The organism is Okeania sp. SIO3I5, assembly GCF_010672085.1.
Lineage (GTDB): Bacteria > Cyanobacteriota > Cyanobacteriia > Cyanobacteriales > Microcoleaceae > Trichodesmium.
In genome coordinates, this window is the sequence record NZ_JAAHHT010000113.1 from 1 (window position 1) to 16,506 (window position 16,506).

Annotated in this window: 13 protein-coding genes; 11 read left to right on the forward strand and 2 right to left on the reverse strand. The window is 34.8% G+C overall.

Annotated elements, in window-relative coordinates; translation table 11 throughout:
* Positions 1 to 180: 180 nt before the first annotated feature.
* Positions 181 to 813 carry a hypothetical protein gene (locus F6K40_RS22700; protein ID WP_293139372.1) on the reverse strand — a complete coding sequence of 211 codons (633 nt, stop codon included), beginning with the start codon at positions 811 to 813 and terminating at the stop codon, positions 181 to 183.
* 690 nt (positions 814 to 1,503) lie between these two features.
* Between F6K40_RS22700 and F6K40_RS22705 the strand changes: the two genes are divergently transcribed.
* Positions 1,504 to 1,926, forward strand: a complete 423-nt coding sequence (locus F6K40_RS22705; protein WP_293139373.1) for an FmdB family zinc ribbon protein — start codon at positions 1,504 to 1,506, stop codon at positions 1,924 to 1,926.
* A 1,440-nt stretch (positions 1,927 to 3,366) separates the two neighbouring features.
* Here the strand turns inward: F6K40_RS22705 and F6K40_RS22710 are convergent.
* Complete coding sequence (locus tag F6K40_RS22710; protein ID WP_293139374.1) at positions 3,367 to 3,750, reverse strand: hypothetical protein; 384 nt, start codon at positions 3,748 to 3,750, stop codon at positions 3,367 to 3,369.
* 415 nt (positions 3,751 to 4,165) lie between these two features.
* Between F6K40_RS22710 and hslO the strand changes: the two genes are divergently transcribed.
* From hslO to F6K40_RS22760, 10 genes are all read left to right on the forward strand, one after another.
* Complete coding sequence (gene hslO / locus F6K40_RS22715) at positions 4,166 to 5,101, forward strand: Hsp33 family molecular chaperone HslO (protein ID WP_293139375.1); 936 nt, start codon at positions 4,166 to 4,168, stop codon at positions 5,099 to 5,101.
* 733 nt (positions 5,102 to 5,834) lie between these two features.
* On the forward strand, positions 5,835 to 6,524 hold the full coding sequence (locus F6K40_RS22720; RefSeq protein WP_293139395.1) for a transposase: 690 nt from the start codon (positions 5,835 to 5,837) through the stop codon (positions 6,522 to 6,524).
* Positions 6,525 to 7,574: 1,050 nt separating this feature from the next.
* On the forward strand, positions 7,575 to 9,710 hold the full coding sequence (locus F6K40_RS22725) for a hypothetical protein (RefSeq protein WP_293139376.1): 2,136 nt from the start codon (positions 7,575 to 7,577) through the stop codon (positions 9,708 to 9,710).
* Positions 9,711 to 10,243: 533 nt separating this feature from the next.
* A complete protein-coding gene (locus F6K40_RS22730; RefSeq protein ID WP_293139377.1) occupies positions 10,244 to 10,432 on the forward strand; it encodes a hypothetical protein in 189 nt (62 codons plus the stop codon).
* A 302-nt stretch (positions 10,433 to 10,734) separates the two neighbouring features.
* Positions 10,735 to 11,028, forward strand: a complete 294-nt coding sequence (locus F6K40_RS22735) for a transposase (RefSeq protein ID WP_293139378.1) — start codon at positions 10,735 to 10,737, stop codon at positions 11,026 to 11,028.
* A gap of 84 nt (positions 11,029 to 11,112) precedes the next feature.
* A complete protein-coding gene (locus tag F6K40_RS22740) occupies positions 11,113 to 11,292 on the forward strand; it encodes a hypothetical protein (protein ID WP_293139379.1) in 180 nt (59 codons plus the stop codon).
* 486 nt (positions 11,293 to 11,778) lie between these two features.
* Positions 11,779 to 12,534, forward strand: a complete 756-nt coding sequence (locus tag F6K40_RS22745; protein ID WP_293139380.1) for an aldehyde oxygenase (deformylating) — start codon at positions 11,779 to 11,781, stop codon at positions 12,532 to 12,534.
* Between the two features lie 495 nt (positions 12,535 to 13,029).
* Positions 13,030 to 14,049 carry a long-chain acyl-[acyl-carrier-protein] reductase gene (locus tag F6K40_RS22750; protein ID WP_293139381.1) on the forward strand — a complete coding sequence of 340 codons (1,020 nt, stop codon included), beginning with the start codon at positions 13,030 to 13,032 and terminating at the stop codon, positions 14,047 to 14,049.
* Between the two features lie 570 nt (positions 14,050 to 14,619).
* Entirely contained in the window at positions 14,620 to 15,273 is a 654-nt protein-coding gene (locus tag F6K40_RS22755; protein WP_293139382.1) for a hypothetical protein, read from the forward strand.
* 9 nt (positions 15,274 to 15,282) lie between these two features.
* Positions 15,283 to 16,428: an RNA-guided endonuclease InsQ/TnpB family protein gene (locus F6K40_RS22760; protein ID WP_293139383.1), complete on the forward strand. Its 1,146-nt coding sequence runs from the start codon at positions 15,283 to 15,285 to the stop codon at positions 16,426 to 16,428.
* Positions 16,429 to 16,506: the final 78 nt, after the last annotated feature.

Genomic DNA, 16,506 nt, shown 5'->3' on the forward strand with positions numbered 1-16,506 from the left:
TAGGAAGAGATGATTTAATTTAAGTTTTATCCTTAACATCTATAAACAATCTAATATATACTTAAAAAAATATTTTTAAGCATAATTAGCTTTAACAAAATCTAGAATATTACCTAACAAAAAAAACTTGTCAAAAATCTATCTCCTCCCATGACAAAAAATTAGCGTTCGACAAATTAATTAACCAAGTCGATGATTTTGTTCTAGTTCCATACTAGACTCATCCTCATTATCTTTAGGAACAAGAAAATTACCATTTTGAGGCTGTAAAACCGCTTGAATTGTTTTCAGAAAACGATTTGATGAAACTTTACCATTAAGTTTCTGACGTGCTTTTACCTTCTTAACTAAATGTCGCATTACAGATAAATCTAATTCATCTATAAAATGATCGGCAATTGTTTCTCCCATAACATCAATTGCTTCCGAATACTGGTTTTTCAACATCTCTATTGCTGCATAACCTTCATTATTAACTTGTTCTGAAGTATCATTTACTCCATCATTAATAGAATTATTATATGTACTATTTTCCATCAAATTTTTCTCGTATTCTTGGGCAGATTGTTGTGGCCTAATTTGACGACGTTCTATAAAACTTTGATAGTCAATAATGGTCATACCAAGATTATAAATATGATGATGTACATGATCTATTAAATCAACTTCATCTGGATTATAGTAACCTCGACTACTATCAATACCATGTAATTGCGCCCAACGTTTTAGAATTGTTTCATCCTCTAAGTTGTATCTTTCTAACATTTGACTGGTAGTTAGATCCCTTTGTGGTGTTACTTTAAAATCGCTCATTAATCAATACTCCTTAAAATTATTTAAGATGATTTATATTATATTTTATATTAGGTAGATTAACGTTATTTAAGTTATCAGTTAGTAGTGACACAACGCGCAAAGTGTCACTACATCAGTTATCAGTACCTCTGGCTTAAGCATCGGGATTAAAATACGTATGGCAAATATCTTTTTCATCCCCTTAAAAGAGGAGTATTGAGACCTTATTTTTTTGTCAAAGATGATTACAGAATCAAATTTTCATCAGTTATATATAACTATAAAAAAACTCCTGAAAATCAAAGTTAAACTCAATCAATATCTCTGGTTAATCTCAAAATAAAACTAGAAAATATCACATCTATTGATTGATATACAATAATATGGACAATACCTGTAATCTTATAGCCGAGTTTATTAGTAAATGGTAAAAAAAATCATTGATTTAGATTATTCTAATTTTACCGGAATAATTAATAATTAAACAATTAAATAATTAGATAATTCAGGTTTAAAGCCTTCCCAATAAAGAGGAAAAAAGCGGTTGAGGGATGGCGAGGTTTCCCGCTCTTGCAGAGCCGCTCCGCTAACGCCATATCCAATCAACCAAGAGAAATAAATCTTTTCCTTTTAGTCAATCCTCTCTCTTTTAGAGAGAGGTAATTATCCATTATCCATTATCCATTATCCATTATCCATTATCCATTAATGAAGACTTGTCTAAAAAATTGCAAGTCTAATATACCATCATCTATAATTCAAAAGTCAACTATTACTGTAGAAGCTATAAGTATGCCAATATACGATTATTTTTGTCCAAGTAATAACCAAAAACTAGAAGTTTGGCACAGTATAAATGAAAATGTCAGAACCTGGGGGCAACTATGTAAGTTAGCTAAATGTGATACAGGTGACACTCCAGAAGACACTCCTGTTAAACGTATGATTAGTGCCCCTAGAGTAATAATAGAAACAGGAATTAGCGATCTAAAAAGCCACGGATTTAGTAAATTAGTAAAACGGGATCAAGGAGTGTATGAAAATGTTACAGCAACAGGTGATGAAAGTCGAATAGTCAATATCAACGATTCTAGTACCTATCCAAATTTTAAAGAAAAATTAGGAGACTAAAATTTTACAAAAAATCTCCTATTTCTATCTCCACTAATTTATTATCAAAGCTGAATAAATTATAGTGTTTAAATTTAAGATTTGAAATTAGGATTGATGAAAAAAAGGAAAGCTTAACTGGGGAGAATAAATATTATAAAAGACATACTTGATTTTGTTGGTGTGAGCAAAAATTAATATTGAATTTCAGGATATATTTGGAAACACTAGAGATTGATTAATATAAATAGGTAATTTATTCTCATAATCTTTAAATACAGAAAGTTCCAGATATTATGAGGTACAAAAATTAATCATAAAAGTATTGTAAAGTAGAGCGGGCAAGATGCTTACTATAGGTGTACCTAACTGATATGAAATCTGCTATATATTCGACTAATTTGTAAGACTAGACATTATAAATTTTGGGTAATAGTTTAACTATTTCTAGGAGTTAGGATAACCGAATCAGAAGTCAGAATAAATACCTTTAACTTTTACTACATTTTCAGTCATTTCAGTTATCAGTTATCAGTTATCAGTACCTCTGCAATAAGGAGGCTTGACATAAGGAATAGTCTCTTTCTCTTGGTCGATTGGATATGGCGCTTGCTAGCGCAAAGCTCCGAAGTGCGCGTAGCGTCCCGGAGGGAAAGGAGACCCGAAGAATGCAGAGCCGCTTCCTCTTACAGAGGAGCTGCGCTAACGACCGCTTTTTATCCCTTTAAAAAGGGAAGCTTTAGAGCACAATTTTTCGGTAAGAAATTTATATTTCGACTATAAAAGTAAAAGTAACTATACCAGTTGCTATTATTATTAGGGCATTCTCGCTGTTTTTAAATTTAGTCACAACAAGAATTTAATTTCTGACTTCTGAACTTATGACTTCAGCTATATCTCCCACCCTAAAATCATAAGTAGGAGTTTTGACTTTGACTTCTTTTTTAAAAATCGACTACTTAAGCTAATGACTGATAGCTTACAGCTAAATGCTTATATTTTATACCAATTCTCAAAAATTTTGCTATACTTGGATTTTATATTTCTAAATACTATTTATTGATATAATTTTATTGTTAACTAACCTCTGTGATTTTTCCAGTTATTTTTACCACCTTCCAAGCGTAGCATTAATGCATGAAAAATGGTATTTAGATATTATTACCGAAAAATCAAGGTTTAAAGCCTCTCCTGAAAAGGAGAAAAAAGAAAAAAATTTCCTTTTTAACCAATCCTATCCGTTTTTAATAATTAATAATTATTAATTATTAATTATTGAACCAGACTTCTATTGTTGTAAACAAAAACTATACAATTACTAGAAAAATATTTTTTTTCGTGCCAAAACGAACAGTTTATAGAACGATTTATCCGAGCATTAAAATCAATAATTAACAAACATATATAGCAATTCCATATCTTTAATATTTGTATAACCTAAAACCTAACCACTCATTCTTTTTACTCTTTACCAGATAAAAACTCTCGCAAACGAAGCAAACTAAAAGTTTGACCCAAATTTATAGGAAACATGGATATTCCTTCTAGACGAGATTGTACCCAACCATCTCCCCAATACCACTCATGAAATCCATCAATGCCTTGACTAAGGAGTAATCTAAAACAATTAGGTCCTACTACATCAACATAATGCTTAATTTCTATTGGGCCGATCCAAGTCTCAAACTTTACACCTTCAGATAATTGTTCTGGTAGTCCAGGAGAAAAACGCTGAGGCCATAACCATATTTGTAATTGAGATGGACGTAACAAACTATCTCTTATAGTAGCTTCAGCAGCTTCAATCTCAATCCGTAGATGGCTTTTTTGAAAAGTACCTAACATAAAAATCTAATAACTAATAACAATAGATATAAATTGAAAAATTATATTTTGTTTTTTTTGTCAAACAAACCTAGAAAATAATAACCAAATCAATTAGAATTATTTAATTAAGGAAATAATGTTAAAGGCAGATTTTTAGTCTGACAAATCTTACATATCTCTAAAATGAATGAATTTGATTTAAGCAATACATTTTTTCTTGAGTTATGTAATGAGTAATATCGGACTATAAATCTTGGTAACTGATTCATATTCCTTATTCCAATCCCAATGATTCACTTGGAGGTACTGATAACTGATGTACTGACACTTCGCGCGTTGTGTCACTACTAACTGATAACTGAAATTACCTGTAGTATTCCAAGAGCGTTATGATTAAAGAAAGTCATAATTATTAAGCAATGTAAGGATTCCAATGGCAGATCAACTAATTAGAGCTACGGCAGCAGAAGGTGGGATTCGTGCTGTTGGTGTAATTACCACCCGCTTAACTGAAGAAGCAAGACAACGACACAAACTTTCTTGGGTGGCCTCTGCTGCTCTTGGCCGAACAATGGCCGCTGGATTATTATTAGCCTCTAGTATGAAAACTCCAGAATCAAGAGTTAACATTAGCGTCCAGGGTGATGGTCCATTAGGAGGAGTCCTAGTGGATGCTGGCCTAGATGGAACTGTACGAGGTTATGTAAATAATCCTACCATCGAACTATCACCAAATAAAGTCGGCAAACTGGATGTAGGAAAAGCAGTAGGTAATCAAGGATATTTATACATAGTAAGAGATATCGGCCATGGCTACCCTTACTCCAGTACAGTAGAATTAGTATCTGGAGAAATTGGAGATGATATTACCCATTATTTAGTCACATCAGAACAAACACCATCAGCTTTAGTGCTAGGAGTCTTTGTTGACGCAGAAGGGATACAAGCAGCAGGGGGACTTTTGTTACAAGTGATGCCCAAAGTTGCTATAGATGAAGAATTAGTTCAAACCTTAGAATCTCGTATAGCCTCTTTATCAGGATTTACTCCCTTACTACGTTCGGGCAAAACATTACCAGAAATTTTCCAACAACTTTTGGGAGATATGGACTTAAATATATTACCCGAACGTCAAATAGTTCGTTTTAACTGTGACTGTTCTTTTGAAAGAGTATTAGGAGCTTTAAAAATGTTTGGTATAGAGGAACTAAAAGATATGATTGAAAAAGACAAGGGTGCGGAAGTAACCTGCGAATTTTGTGCACAGGTTTATCAAGCTAGTTCAAAAGACCTCACACAACTTATTCAAGACTTACAACAACCTTTCACAGAAGTTCCCATTGGACAATTACGCAAGTCATCTCATTAACTTATTAACAGACTGTTTGTTAAAGCAATATTAAATCATGGGATACAGTGGGTTTCTACTGTCCCTAGTATGAAAAGGCAACAATACTTATGCTTACTAACTAAAATCTTACCGAAAAGCGACGTTGAAAGCCCCCGTGTTTTAACCGGGGGATGAAAACAAGCGAGTCGTTTAGACTAGACAACTTTAGTTGTCCTGTGCTATTATTCCCTACAATAACTTTTCGGTCTGCCCGTTTCAAATGTACTGTTGTCAGCAAGTTTTAGTAGGTAAAAATCCTGAATTAATTCCCATGTTAGTCAGCTTGTGCGAACAGTCTCACAAGCTGACTAATATGGGAATATATTATGCCAGACAATTATATTTTAAGTCTCACAAAACTCTGGGTAAGTATGACGCAAGAAAAAGTCTACAAAAAGAGCAATCACTATAAAGTTTTATATTCACTCTTCAGCACAACAAATATTGAGAACTGTAGCTGAATCATTTCGCTCTTATTATGGTCTTATAATTGCCTATAATGAAGGTAAAATAACAGACAGACCAAGGATTCCTAACAGAGCGAAAAAAAGGGGGAATGGCTACAGTTACTTACCCCAAGCAAGCATTAAAACTTAAAGGTAATCAAATTAGAGTACCACTAGGTAATACTTGTAAGCGCTAGTTTGGTCTAGATTGCTTTTATATTCATAAGCCGAGTAATCTCGAATTTTTATCTGTTAAAGAACTGAGAATATTACCCAGAAACAGATGCTTTACCCAAGAATTTGTCTATGAAAAAGAAGTAGTAGTTAAACCTCAATTAAATCAAGAAAATGTATTAGGAATTGACCATGGTTTAAATAATTGGTTGACCTGTGTATCGAACGTGGGTACGAGCTTAATTGTAGATGGTAAACATCTCAAATCAATGAATCGTTGGTACAACAAACAGATATCAACTATTAAAGAAAATCAACCGACTGGATTTTGGTCAAATAAACTAGCTGCAATTACAGAAAAGCTTAACCGCCAAATGCGTGACGGTATAAATAAAGCAGCCAAAATAGTCATTAATCATTGTTTAAAAAATTCTATTGGTACAATTGTTTTTGGTTGGAATAAATGTCATAAAAATCAAATAGAATTAGGTCATAAAAAGAATTCAGAATTTGTACTAATTCCTACAGCTAGACTCAAAGAAAGAATAGCTCAATTATGCTCTGAATATGGAATAATATTTATAGAAACAGAAGAAAGTTATACAAGTATAGCTTCATTTTTAGATGGTGACGATCTGCCGATTTATGGTGAGAAACCCAATGATTGGAAACCATCAGGAAAAAGAATAAAGCGATGCAGCGCCGCCAAAGGGGGTTTCCCCCATGAGCGACTGCATCAAGACAGCGTGGTTTGTATAGGAGTAGTAATAATTGTTTTGTGAATGCAGACTGTAATGGGGCTGCAAATATCATCACAAAAGTAAGCATAAAGCTAAGTTTAGACTTAAACCGACTGTGTAGGGGCACTTTGACTTGTCCCCAAAGAGTATATCTTTGGTTAGCTAAGAATAGACGGAGCAACACGGATTTATCCTGTTGCGTAGTATCTGCTTAGAATCCCCGTGACTTGAGTCCGGGGAGTAGTCAAACTGTGAGTCGTAACCCAAACTAATTATTCATCTTTTCCCGGTATACCTATTTTTCTCAGCCATTGCTTTACAGATTCGCCAACTTTGAGTTTGGGCTTCATGTCAACCTAGTTGTAGGTAGACTGTTTACCATCTTAAATTATACTACCAGATTGATTGGTTTTCTGATCCGCCCTTAAGAGCTATGCTTCATCCATAAGTCTTGAAACCTTTGTAGGACTCACTCCTAACCCCTCGCAGGAGGGGAAGGGGGAGCAGGGAGCAAGGGAGAAAGGAGAAAGAATCATAGTAGCTAAGTAAAATTATTGAAACTATCAAAAAAAATGTACTTTTCAATACAGGTTTTCTCCAAAAAAGCTGAACCCAGACTCACACATAATTTGTCTATAAATGCCCAAGTTTTATATTAAGCAAAGATGTCGGTAATTGATAACCTTAACAGGCAGGGTCAATTTATTTTCAACAGAGAAAAAGGAGGAGAGGGAGGCGAGCAAGAGAGGAGGTGTGGGAAGTATAGGATCTCAAAAAATATAGGGTTTTAAATATTCTCTGAAAACAAAGAATTAGCCCTGGCCTTAACAGGAGATGAAGATTGTGGATCAACTACCAACTTTTTGATTAAATTTTGAGAATTCAGAAGACAGACATTAAATATGTCTTCTGAATACATAGAATAAGATAATTATAGAACATCAAGGTTGCATATTTACCAAAAGTAGTGTATACCTAGAAACCGCATATAATTAAATTAAATTTAGATCAAAGCTTGTTTGTAGGCTCAATTAATCAAAAAGTAATGAGACGTTAATATATTCGTTGCTTGCTGCTCAGGATAAAGCATATATGAATGAAAAGCAAAAAATTATAGGCCAGGGCCGGATATTTCCCCAGATCGAGCCAAGAGAGGAAACCCAGTGGCAATTATCTGAACGTCGAAAAAACCGCCAACAAAGACTGCAAGAACTAAGATCGAATGGCAGTCAGATAAAGCTCTATAAATCTCCCACTAAATACTCCAATCAACAGAAACATTCAGTTTCTCCAATAAAAAAAACTGAGCCAAAAAAACCAAAACCTCCAAACAATTTAGGGTCTATTTACGGGTTTTTGTGCATAACTCTACTGGTGATAGTTCCTACTGGAGCTGGTATTACAGCTATGTCAGCTTTGTTTAAATTACCCTCTCAGGCAGATTGCGAGTCAACTTATTGGCGTACTGCATCCGCTAGTAAACGCCTTTATTGTGCCCAGTTATTAGCTACTTCCTCAACTGTGGACAGTTTACTTCAAGCAATTAATCTGGTAGATGTTTTATCAAATGACCATCCAATGCGTCCACAAATAGATGGTTATATTGAAAAATGGTCGAAAAAAATATTGTCCTTAGGAGATTTGGCTTTTCAAGATGGAAAATTAGAGGAAGCTATTACTATTGCCCAAAAAGTCCCCCAGAAAGTCCCAGCTTACCCACTCGTAGAAAAACAGATTCAAGACTGGCAAAAAACTTGGAATGAAGCTGAAGGAAATTATACGCAGACTCAAGAACATTTGCGTCAAGAAGAATGGCATCAAGCTTCCATGGAAGCTTCTCGCTTACTATCAGTGCCAAATGTCTACTGGGGAACAAAAAAATACCAGGAACTAATTAATGATCTTAAAAGAACTCGGAAAGAAAGCGCTAAATTAAACGAAGCACAAGATATAGGGGAAAAAGGTGGACTGGATAATCTGACGAATGGGATTCAACAAGCTCAAGAAATTGAACAAAAGAGCTATATTTATCAAAAGGCTCAAAAGTTAGTACTTAATTTTGGAAAAAAAATAGTAGATATAGCTTTGATTAAATTAAATGAAGGAAATTGGCAAGAGGCGCTTGATGTAGTTAATAAAGTTCCGAATAATGATGCCTTAAAGGAAAAGGTAGAAGATATAGAAGTATTAGCTCGTGCTTATTCCCCAGCTAATTTAGGTACAGTCGCAGGACTAGAAGATGCTATTGCTCAAGTTGAAAAACTTAAAGCTGAACGACCTTTATATAGCAAAGCTCAAGAGTTAATTAGTCTTTGGCAACAAGAAATATCAGACGTCACTATTATTGAAGAAGGAAAAAAATTAGCTCAACCTGGAGGAATTAGCGATCTAAAAGTAGCGATCGCTAAATTGCAGACTATTCCTCCTTATAATCCCCGTGGACAAGACGCAACTACTTTGATAAAAGCTTGGAATAGAGAACTACAGCAACAAGAGGATCGGCCTTTTTTGGAGAAAGCAGAAAAATTAGCAAGCTTTGGCGATCTAAGTTCTCTACAAGCAGCAATTTCTGAAGCAAGGCAAATTGGTAGAGGTAGAACTCTCTATCAGGAAGCTCAAAATAAAATTAAAAGGTGGACCGAAAAAGTTCAACGCTTTGAAGACCAACCAATTCTTGATGATGCACAAATTTTAGCATTGTCAGGTAATATAGAACAGGCAATTTTTACAGCACGAAAAATTCGAGCAGGTAGAGTTCTCTATAATCAAGCCAGAGCAAAAATTCAAGAGTGGCAAGTTCAACTAGAGGCCAAAAGAAGTTTAGAGAATGCTCGTCAAGTAGCAGCAGGAGCAACAGCAGATGCTTACGTTACAGCAATTAGTTTAGCACAACAAGTCCCAAGTTATAGTTCTAGGCAAGTGGAAGCTTCCCAATTGATTAATCAATGGAGTCAACAAATATTGTTTATCGCTATGGAGGTAGTCAACCGAGATGTACCACAAGCAATCTCAATTGCTAGGAAAATTCCCAGAAATAGTTTGGCTTATAATTCAGCTCAGAGTCAAATTAGTATTTGGCAAAGTTGGCTTACCCCTACTCAACCTATAGAAGATCGGAGTCTACCTTCAAATCAATCTCAACAATTGAGAGAAGAAAATTCAACTAATTTGACAGATGAAAGAGGTAAACCTTTGGTATCTAAACCAAAATTTACTGATAATAATTAATTAGGGTTTGCTGATTAAATCTAAAAAGATTGACAGATAAAGGTTTTAGCTTTTTTCAAGTGAAAAAAAATGCAACTTTTTCAGCTTGAGCGACCAAAAAGTAAGGATTTGGGGTTGACTATGGCAGAAAAATCAAGGGATAAAATATCTGACTATCTCCTATAAATTCCCCATTCCTCCTGACTCCTGACTCCTACCCGAAGCCATGTATACTTTTTAAGCAAACCCTAATTAGAGTTAAGGGCGATAGTTATTGGCCATTGTAAATCGCTACAATACATGGCCTAAAATCAAGAGATAATCAAAGTCCTAATAACTAACCAAACTAAAGCTTAACTGTTTGAGGATCGTCAAAATGTCAATAAATTGATATATAATTTTCTAGGCAAATTTACGAAAAAAGGACGAGAGCTTGAAAGCCGTGTCTTTTTTTCATCACGGATGAAAAGCGAAAAGCAGATTTTAACATCCTTAAAAAAAGTAGCCCTTTATCCTACTTTTAATTTTATAATAACAGCACGGAGGTGATAAAGATGTATGGATGCCAACAAGAGTTCATTAAAAGTCCCGAAAATGTCCCTGTTTTAGAATACTTATGTACGACAGCCAATAAACTCATTAATTGTGGTATTTATTTAGCCAGACAATGGTATTTTAAGTTGGGATGTATCGCTGGTAAATACAACGCAAGAACAGCAATTAAAGTCAAATATAAATTATAAGTTTTTGCATTCTCAGGCAGCACAGCCAACTTTGAGAGGAGTAGCAGAGGCATTTAAGTCCTATAAAGAACTTTCTCAGAAGTACAATCAAAGGGAGTTAGCAGATAAACCTCAATTGCCTAAGTATCGTAAAAAAGGAGGCTGGTCCGTAATAACTTATCCATGCGCAAGCTTTAAAACTAGAAAAAGGCAAGGTTAGAGTACCTTTAGGAAAAAAAGTTAAAGCCATTTTTAAAATTGATAGTTTTTTCCTAAACTTTCCAACAAATCTTGAGTTTAAAGAAATAAGAGAAATTAGGATTGTGCCTCGTAATGGCTGCTTTTATGTCGAATGGGTTTATAAATTAAAAGCCGATAAACCTCAATTAGATAAGAATCAAGTTTTAGGCATTGACCACGGAGTTGATAACTGGTTAAGTTGTATCTCCAATGTCGGGACAAGTTTCATAATTGATGGCAAACATCTTAAGTCAAAAAACCAATGGTACAACAAACAAGTAGCCACGATTAAAGAAAATAAACCCCAAGGATTTTGGTCTAAAAGACTGGCTCGGATAACTGAAAAACGCAACAGGCAAATGCTTATGGGCTGTTAACATGCGCAGCAAGATTAGTTATTAATCATTGTCTTGAACATGACATTAGTGGCATAGTTTTTGGTTGGAATAAACGACAAAAAGATGGCATTGATATCGGTGCAAAAAACAACCAAAAGTTTGTACATGCTTCCCACATCAAAACTTAAAGAACGAATTAATCAGTTATGCGAATTGTATGGTATAGAGTTTATCGAAACTGAAGAATCCTACACATCACAAGCATCATTTTTAGATGATGATTTTCTGCCAACTAGGGCGTGAAAAACCTGAGAGCTAGAAACCATCAGGTAAACGAATTAAGCGATGCAGCGCCGCCAAAGGGGGTCCCCCCCATGAGCGACTGCATCAAGACAGCGAGGACTATATCAAACTCAGCATGGTTTATTAGTTAATGCCGAGCTCAATGGTGCAGCTAATATTCGTAAGAATTGTAGCAACAACTTTAGGATTTTCTCTTAAAGGAGTTAATAGAGGCCCTTTGACTACGCCCTTAAGAGTTCGTTTCTGGACTGCTTAATAAAGAATCCCCGTGTATGCATGACCGGGGAGAAGTCAACAAAACCTCAACTAAAATTTATATAAAGGTTTGTAAAGAATGCGGGCCTTAATTTAAAGATAAAAAATTTTAGCTATACTAACCAATCATTGTAAAAAGTAAGTACACTTAACTATAAGTTAAGTTAAGATAAATTAAATATTTTTCTTTGCCCTTCTAAAGCTATTTTGTGATAAGGAGATAATTAACGTATGCCAAAGCTTGAAGCAATTTCTGTCATAGATTCTCAAAGTGAAACTCAACTAGAGGAACTGAATTCTCTAAGTGAAGCCACTCAAACAAAATTTGAAACTGAAACTTACAAAGATGCCTATAGTCGAATCAATGCAATCGTAATTGAAGGAGAGCAAGAAGCTTATGAAAACTATATTAAACTGGCCGAAATGCTGCCAGCTCAAAAGGATGAGCTGATTAAGCTATCAAAAATGGAAAATCGCCATAAAAAAGGCTTTCAAGCTTGTGGCCTGAACCTGAAAGTGACACCTGATATGGAGTTTGCTAAAGAGTACTTTGAGCCACTCCATGATAACTTTAAAACAGCAGCAGCTACAGGCAATATTGTAACTTGTCTGTTAATTCAATCTCTAATTATTGAATGTTTCGCGATCGCAGCGTACAATATTTATATACCTGTGGCTGACCCCTTTGCTCGTAAAATTACTGAAGGTGTGGTTAAAGATGAATATAGTCATCTTAACTTTGGTGAAGTATGGCTAAAAGAGCATTTTGAAGACTCTAAAGCAGAACTACAAGAAGCAAATCGCCAAAACTTACCTATAGTATGGAAAATGCTGAACCAGGTAGAAAAAGATGCTAAGACCTTAGAAATGGAAAAAGAGGCCTTGGTTGAAGACTTTATGATTGCTTATGGTGAAGCTCTCGACAATATTGGCTTTACTACTAAAGAAATTATGCGGATGTCAGCTTATGGTTTGGCAGGCGTATAGTTAATTTCAATTAATGTGGAAATTAGGATTGGGAATTACTAATAGCATGGCATTTAACAAAAAAAATTTTTTATGGTGGATTACTAGATTTTAGAATCCCTGGCAATTTCCTGAAAATAGTGTTAGCTTAAGATCGCTAAAAATGCCTGAAAACTGAGTATAGCCTGATGTTGCTCCTGACTTTGAGTCATCCCTAATGGTTGCCAAGTCAAGAAAAAGAAAGGGCAAAATAAATACTCATGTTAGTTGGCCATAAATCAGTCAAAAAATAGCGCTTTGAGGAAAATCCCCAAAGCATTGCGAGATACTGCCTGCGTTGATGGCAAAAACTGTCACGTTGCTATGAACGGTTTTACCTGGTTTGACCGGGAATTGCCGGGCTTGATGTATCTGAAAATGATACTTGCCAATTTTATGATATATAGAAATCTCCCTCCGATTTCCACATACCATCAACAATAACTAACTTATTAATAATAGAAACTTACAATTTTAATGTTTGGTCTAATTGGTCATCTAACTAACTTAGAACACGCCCAGTCGGCAGCAAAATGTTTAGGAGTTGAAGAACTTGCAGATAAAGGTCTGGAAGTTTGGTGTAGCGCTCCACCTTTTATAGTCGAGACAATCAAGGTAACAAGTATTACGGGTCAGAAAATTGAAGGTAAGTATGTAGAATCTTGTTTTCTACCAGAAATGCTAACCCCTAAAAGAATTAATTCAGCTAAACGGAAAATACAGAATGCTATGGCCCATGCTCAAAAACATGGTATTGACATAACTGCTTTAGGTGGGTTTTCATCAATTGTTTTTGAGAATTTTAATTTGGAGAAGTTGAAGCAAATTCGCAATGTTACATTAGAATTTAAGCGTTTCACTACTGGAAATACTCATACAGCTTATATTATATGTCGGCAATTAGAAGAAGGGGCGCAAAAGTTAGGAATTGATTTGTCGAAAGCAACAGTTGCTGTATGTGGGGCAACTGGTGATATTGGCAGTGCGGTATGTCGTTGGTTGAATACTAAAACAGATATAGCAGAATTATTATTGATAGCTCGTAAACAAGATAGGCTAAAAAATTTACAAGCAGAATTAGGCTGGGGCAAAATTTTAGAATTAAATGAGGCTTTACCTCTGGCTGATATTATAGTTTGGGTAGCTAGTATGCCTAAGGGTGTAGAAATCGATCCAAATGTTTTGAAGAAACCTTGTTTATTAATTGATGGAGGTTATCCGAAAAATATGGCTACTAAGGTTCAGCAAGAGGGAATCTATGTTCTCAATGGTGGAATAGTTGAACATTCTCTGGATATTGAATGGAAAATTATGAAAACTGTCAATATGGATGTACCAGGTCGTCAGTTATTTGCTTGTTTTGCCGAGTCAATGCTACTGGAATTTGAAAAGATATATACTAATTTTTCTTGGGGACGGAATTTAATTACTGTGGAGAAAATGGAGTTAATTGGAAAGTTATCTGTTAAGCATGGATTTAAACCTTTAATGCTTTGAAAAAGGAAAAATCTGGAAGTGAGAAATGGCAGATTTGTTCTAATTTTTATAGCAGTTTTATAGTTAGGGTTTAGTAAAAAATTTTTTGTTTGCTAGATAGAGACAAAAAGCAAAAATATTTTAGTGTCAAACTTTTAATACTATAAGTTTAAAAGTTAATTAAACTTACTTTATTGATAATTTATATCAAATCAAAATTAAGGATTTGAGATATTTTATAGCACTTTTCATTAACTATAGAATATAAAGATTTCGCCTGAAAGGCAGCAGGAACTTATGCTGAATGGAGAACTTTTGTAGTCTACCTTTGTGAAAAGCGCTATAAATTTATTTAGTAAGCCCTACAGCAGTTTTTAGGTAAATTAAGTAGGTTAAAAAAGGGATAAATTTGTAGGAATTTGGCGTTCAAAGTCCCTACAGAGATGTTGTATACAACATCTCTACTTTGTGGTATACCAAAATGAAAAGTGCTGTAAGTAACTCATTGAAGGTTAAAATTATAGATGATTTTTTTGTCGAAATTCTCAGGGTAAATCAGAATAAACCTTTAATTTAACTGTTAATTAGGTTATGACACTAAAGTGGCGATTGGTAAAAAGAATATTTTTAGCACTACTAACTTTACTTGTGCTGCAAAGTTCTCTAAGAGCAAATCCCGCGCTGAAAACTCCCATAACTCCTCTAGCACCTCCAGATACGTCTAGCCCTCAAGGAACGATGATCAGCTTTGTGAAAAACATTAACCAATCTTACGAGACATTAATTGTAGCTTATAATCAATATCAACAGGAACTAGGACTTTTTCCTTCAGACTATGTTCGTGAAAGAGCTAGACAGGCTGAAATTTTCTTTAAGCGGGCTGAACGTTGTCTGAATCTCAGCGAGATACCCCCTCGTCTCAAAAAGGATAAGGGCTTGGAAGCAACTCTGATGTTGAAGGCAATTTTTGACCGAATTGAGATACCAGCTTACGATGATATTCCTGATTCAGAAGTTGTTAGTGCTAATACAAAATTTTCTGATGAATTTTCTAAATGGACTATTCCCAATACAGAAATTGACATTGTAAAAGTTGAGGAGGGAGTTAATGAGGGAGAATTTCTCTTCTCTCCTGAGACAGTTGCTCGCATTGAAGAATTCTACAAAAAGGTTAAAGCTCTCCCTTATAAATCAGGGGTAAATAACAGCTTGACAAAATCTATGATTATCTACTACAATCTATAATTTGGTTTTATGCTACTAGGATTCAAAACTGAGTTACACCCTAACAATCAGCAAAAGACTTTACTGGCTAAACACGCTGGTGTAGCCCGTCATGCTTATAATTGGGGACTATGGTTGACTAAAAACATTCTTAATCACAATTCCAATAATCCTGGTAATAAACTGAAATTTCCTAGTGCAATCGACCTGCATAAACTTTTAGTAGCAATGGTTAAACCCAATAACTGTTGGTATTATGAAGTATCTAAAACAGCCCCTCAATATGCTTTAAGGTATTTATCTGTTGCTTGGGAGCGTTGCTTTAGTAAAGTCTCAGGACAACCTAAATTCAAGAAAAAAGGTAGAGATGATAGTTTCACTTTAGATGGTGCCATATCAGTAGATTTTAATCTTATAAAGTTACCTCGAATTGGTTGGGTTAAAACCTTTGAAATCTTGCCAGATAATGCGACTCCTAAATCTGTAACTATAACTAAGGTATCTGATAGATGGTTGATCAGTTTTAAGATAGAAACGGCAACTATAAATACTGATAAATCAGTAGATGTAGTTGGTGTAGATTTAGGAGTAAAATCATTAGCTACGTTGTCTACTGGCGAGGTTTTTGTTGGCGCTAAATCTTATAGAAAGTATGAAGCTAAACTATCCCGACTGCAATACTTAAATAGGCATAAAACCAAATTTTCCAATAACTGGAAAAAAGCACAGCTAAAAATAGCGAGACTACACAGTAAAATAGCGAACATCAGGAAAGATACATTGCATAAACTGACTACTTATTTGGCTAAAAACCACAGCCAAATAGTCATAGAAGACTTAAATGTATCAGGTATGATGTCAAATCATAAACTGGCTAAAGCTGTTGCTGATATGGGTTTTTATGAGTTTCGTAGACAGTTAGAGTATAAGTGTGAGTTATATGGCTCTCAACTAATCACCGTTGATAGATGGTTTCCAAGTTCTAAAACTTGCTCCAACTGTGGAACTGTTAAAGAGTCTCTGTTGTTATCAGAGCGCATTTTCAATTGCGAACGTTGCAATTTTAGCTGTGATCGAGACTTGAATGCAGCATTAAATTTAGCTATGGCGGGCAGTTCGTCCGTGACAGCTTGTGGACTGGATAACGCCGACGTTGCCAGAATGAAGCAAGAATAGAACAGATAATCATAGATTTCTATAGATTATCATAGGTTTCTAAGAACGGCTAAGGGAGGATTTTATAAATTCTATATT

What these genes read in the sequence shown, in the direction of transcription:
- F6K40_RS22700 (WP_293139372.1), bottom strand. Translation starts at nt 813, where the DNA reads ATGAGCGATTTTAAAGTAACACCACAAAGGGATCTAACTACCAGTCAA.
- F6K40_RS22705 (WP_293139373.1), top strand. Translation starts at nt 1,504, where the DNA reads ATGAAGACTTGTCTAAAAAATTGCAAGTCTAATATACCATCATCTATA.
- F6K40_RS22710 (WP_293139374.1), bottom strand. Translation starts at nt 3,750, where the DNA reads ATGTTAGGTACTTTTCAAAAAAGCCATCTACGGATTGAGATTGAAGCT.
- hslO (WP_293139375.1), top strand. Translation starts at nt 4,166, where the DNA reads ATGGCAGATCAACTAATTAGAGCTACGGCAGCAGAAGGTGGGATTCGT.
- F6K40_RS22725 (WP_293139376.1), top strand. Translation starts at nt 7,575, where the DNA reads ATGAATGAAAAGCAAAAAATTATAGGCCAGGGCCGGATATTTCCCCAG.
- F6K40_RS22730 (WP_293139377.1), top strand. Translation starts at nt 10,244, where the DNA reads ATGTATGGATGCCAACAAGAGTTCATTAAAAGTCCCGAAAATGTCCCT.
- F6K40_RS22740 (WP_293139379.1), top strand. Translation starts at nt 11,113, where the DNA reads ATGGCATTGATATCGGTGCAAAAAACAACCAAAAGTTTGTACATGCTT.
- F6K40_RS22745 (WP_293139380.1), top strand. Translation starts at nt 11,779, where the DNA reads ATGCCAAAGCTTGAAGCAATTTCTGTCATAGATTCTCAAAGTGAAACT.
- F6K40_RS22750 (WP_293139381.1), top strand. Translation starts at nt 13,030, where the DNA reads ATGTTTGGTCTAATTGGTCATCTAACTAACTTAGAACACGCCCAGTCG.
- F6K40_RS22755 (WP_293139382.1), top strand. Translation starts at nt 14,620, where the DNA reads ATGACACTAAAGTGGCGATTGGTAAAAAGAATATTTTTAGCACTACTA.
- F6K40_RS22760 (WP_293139383.1), top strand. Translation starts at nt 15,283, where the DNA reads ATGCTACTAGGATTCAAAACTGAGTTACACCCTAACAATCAGCAAAAG.